This is a genomic window from Streptomyces atriruber, assembly GCF_001418325.1.
Lineage (GTDB): Bacteria > Actinomycetota > Actinomycetes > Streptomycetales > Streptomycetaceae > Streptomyces > Streptomyces atriruber.
The window spans coordinates 1-3,319 of the sequence record NZ_LIPN01000356.1; the positions used below are offsets into that span (position 1 = coordinate 1).

At 72.1% G+C, this 3,319-nt stretch carries 3 protein-coding genes; 2 read left to right on the forward strand and 1 reads right to left on the reverse strand.

The window, feature by feature from the left end; genetic code table 11:
* Positions 1-17: 17 nt before the first annotated feature.
* The gene (locus AOK03_RS31440) at positions 18-1,556 is read right to left on the reverse strand and encodes a site-2 protease family protein (protein ID WP_055568770.1); all 1,539 of its coding nucleotides are present in this window, start codon (positions 1,554-1,556) and stop codon (positions 18-20) included.
* A gap of 129 nt (positions 1,557-1,685) precedes the next feature.
* On the opposite strand from AOK03_RS31440, the gene AOK03_RS31445 reads away from it, so the two are divergent.
* Positions 1,686-2,567: a RecB family exonuclease gene (locus AOK03_RS31445; RefSeq protein WP_055568771.1), complete on the forward strand. Its 882-nt coding sequence runs from the start codon at positions 1,686-1,688 to the stop codon at positions 2,565-2,567.
* Positions 2,568-2,582: 15 nt separating this feature from the next.
* Complete coding sequence (locus tag AOK03_RS31450) at positions 2,583-3,254, forward strand: response regulator (protein WP_055568772.1); 672 nt, start codon at positions 2,583-2,585, stop codon at positions 3,252-3,254.
* Positions 3,255-3,319 lie beyond the last annotated feature (65 nt).

A 3,319-nucleotide genomic window follows, 5' to 3' on the forward strand; every position in this document is an offset into this window, starting at 1 on the left:
GGCCGGGCGGGGCGGGATCAGGAGGGGCGGGCCATCGCCTTGACGAAGGCGCGCTCCACGTCGGCGGCGGACAGGACTCCGTAGATCTCGCCGGACTCCTCGACCACGAGGTACTCGGTGGCGGGCGTGGCGCGGAGCGTGTCGAGCAGCTCCTCCCCTGCGAGCTCGGCGGAGATGCGCATGCCTTCGGTGATGTCCTGGGCCAGGCCGCCGACGCCGACCCAGGGGCGGCGGTGCTGCGGCACGGAGACGATGGCCGCCTCGCGGACGAGGGCCATGGGGTCGCCGTCGGTGTCGACGACCACGAGGGCGCGGGCTCCGGCGTCGTTGGCCCGGCGCAGCGCCTCGGAGAGCGGGGTGTCGCTCTCGACGGGGACGGCGCGGCGGGTCAGGGTGCGGGCGCGGAGCTCGGGCAGGTGCTCGCGCAGGCGGGCCATGCGCAGGCTGTTTCCGGCGCCGGTCCAGATGATCGCGGCGAGGATCGCGGCGAGCAGGGCGTCGGTGACGGTGTCCATGCCGCCGATTTCCTGGCTCTCGCCGCCGAGGGCGCCGGACTGGTTGAGCAGGGGCAGGCCGATGAGGACGGAGATGGCGAGGGCGCGGCCGACCCAGGCGGCGGCGACGGTGCCGCTCATGGGCTTGCCGGTGATCTTCCAGACGACGGCGCGGAGCATGCGGCCGCCGTCCAGGGGCAGGCCGGGCAGCAGGTTGAAGGCGGCGACGATGAGGTTGGAGATCATCAGGCCGGCGAGCAGGACGCCCGGCACCGTGCCGGGTTCCACGGCGCGCATGCCGGCGTAGAAGACGCCGGCGAGGACGAGGGAGAGGAGCGGGCCGACGAAGGCGAGGACGAACTCGCGGCCGGGGGTCTCGGACTCCTTCTCGATCTCGGAGACGCCGCCGAAGAACTGGAGCTGGATGCGGCGCACCGGCAGTTTGAAGCGGAGGGCCGCAACGGTGTGGGCGAGTTCGTGGACGAGCACGGAGGCGTAGAAGGCCACCGCGAAGAAGAGCGAGACGAGGTAGCGGGCGCCGCCGAGCTCGGGCAGGACCCGGTCGAGCTGGTTGCCGAAGACCCAGGTGATGAGGGCGGCGACGATGAACCAGCTGGGGGCCACGTAGACGGGCACGCCGAACGGCTTGCCCATGAGCAGGCCGCCGCCGGGCCCCTTCTGTGCCTTGGGCGGCACGGGGGCGCCCTTGCCTCCGGAGTGCGCGGCGCGGGCGCGCGGGGGCTCGGCGGGGGTTTCCTCCCGCGGCGCCTTGGTGAGGGAGGCGCGGCTCTCGCTCTTCGGCGGCTCGGCCGGGGGCGTGCCGGTGTCGCCGGGCCGCGGCTGCGCCGACTCGTCTGCCGGGTCGGCTGCGTCGGCCGGGCGCTGCGGCTCGTCGGGCGGGCCCGCCGGGCGTGCCGGTTCCCGGGCCGTGTCGACCGGACGCGCCGACTCCTGGGAGCCGTCCGCATCGTGTGCGCCCGGCACGCCCTGCGGTTCCTTCGGCCGCAGGCTGCCTTCGGCGCCCTCGGACTGCGGCCTGCCGCTCCCGCCGCTTTCGTCCACGATGTCCCCTCGTTCGAAGCGTCCCTCGCCCCAATATGGCGTGGTTACCCGCACGATCATGCAGGGCGAGAGGGTCTGTCGTCGATGGTATGCGGCTGTTGTCAGTGTCGGGTCGTAGGGTCTGTCCTCATGGAAACCAGCTCCGACGGTGCCGTGGCGGCCGTGCGCCCGGCGTCCCTGTCGCCCTCGCGTGCGGGCGATTTCATGCAGTGTCCGCTGCTGTACCGGTTCCGGGTGATCGACAAGCTGCCCGAGAAGCCGAGTGAGGCGGCGACGCGGGGCACCCTGGTGCATGCGGTCCTGGAGCGGCTCTTCGACGCCCCGGCGGGCGAGCGGACCGCGCCGCGGGCCAAGTCGCTCATTCCGGGGCAGTGGGACCGGCTGCGGGAGGCGAAGCCCGAGCTGACGGAGCTGTTCGCGGACGATCCGGAGGGCGAGCGCATGGCGCGCTGGCTGGCGGACGCGGAGAAGCTGGTGGAGCGCTGGTTCACCCTGGAGGATCCGACTCGTCTGGAGCCCGCCGAGCGGGAGCTGTTCGTGCAGGCCGAGCTGGCGTCGGGGCTGAAGCTGCGCGGCATCATCGACCGCGTGGACGTGGCCCCCTCGGGCGAGGTCCGCATCGTCGACTACAAGACGGGGAAGGCCCCGCGTCCGGAGTACGCGGAGGGCGCGCTGTTCCAGATGAAGTTCTACGCCTTGGTGGTGTGGCGCTTGAAGGGCGTGGTGCCGCGCCGCCTGCAGCTCGTCTATCTGGGCAGCGGTGACGTGATCACGTACGACCCGGTGGTGGCGGACCTGGAGCGGGTGGAGCGCAAGCTGCTCGCGCTGTGGGAGGCGATCGAGCTGGCGACGGAGACCGGGAACTGGCGGCCGCGGCCCACCAAATTGTGCGGCTGGTGCGATCATCAGGCCGTATGTCCCGAATTCGGTGGGACTCCCCCGCCGTATCCGCTTCCTGTGAGGGCGCCCGAGTCGACGGAGGCCGAGCAGGGCAGAATGGGCGCGGGCTAGCTGAAGGAGAGACACGTGGCGATCCGCGTCCTACTGGTCGATGACCAGCCGCTGTTGCGCACCGGGTTCCGGATGATTCTGGAGGCCGAGCAGGACATCGCGGTCGTCGGCGAGGCCGGAGACGGTCTGCAGGCTCAGGACCAGGTGCGGGCGCTGCAGCCCGATGTGGTCCTGATGGACATCCGCATGCCGCGGATGGACGGTGTCGAGGCGACCCGGCAGATCACCGGGCCGGGCCGGGACGGTCCGGCGAAGGTGCTGGTGCTGACCACCTTCGACCTCGATGAGTACGTGGTCGAGGCGCTGCGGGCCGGTGCCAGCGGCTTCCTCCTCAAGGACGCCCCGGCGAACGAGCTGGTGCAGGCGATCCGGGTGGTCGCGGCGGGCGAGGCGATGCTCGCGCCGAGCATCACGCGCCGGCTCCTCGACAAGTACTCGGCGCACCTCCCGTCCGGCGACGAGCCGGTGCCGGACACGTTGCACACGCTGACCGAGCGCGAGGTCGAGGTCCTGAAGCTGGTCGCCCGCGGCCTGTCGAACGCCGAGATCGCGGCGGACCTCTTCGTGAGCGAGACGACCGTGAAGACGCACGTGGGGCACGTGCTGACGAAGCTGGGGCTGCGCGACCGGGTGCAGGCCGCCGTGTACGCGTACGAGAGCGGCTTGGTGCGCCCCGGCGCGCAGTGACGCGAAAAGCGCGTGCGCAGTGCCGAGAGAACCGTGTGAACGACGAAGGTGGCCGTCCCCGAGGG

What these genes read in the sequence shown, in the direction of transcription:
- AOK03_RS31445 (WP_055568771.1), top strand. Translation starts at nt 1,686, where the DNA reads ATGGAAACCAGCTCCGACGGTGCCGTGGCGGCCGTGCGCCCGGCGTCC.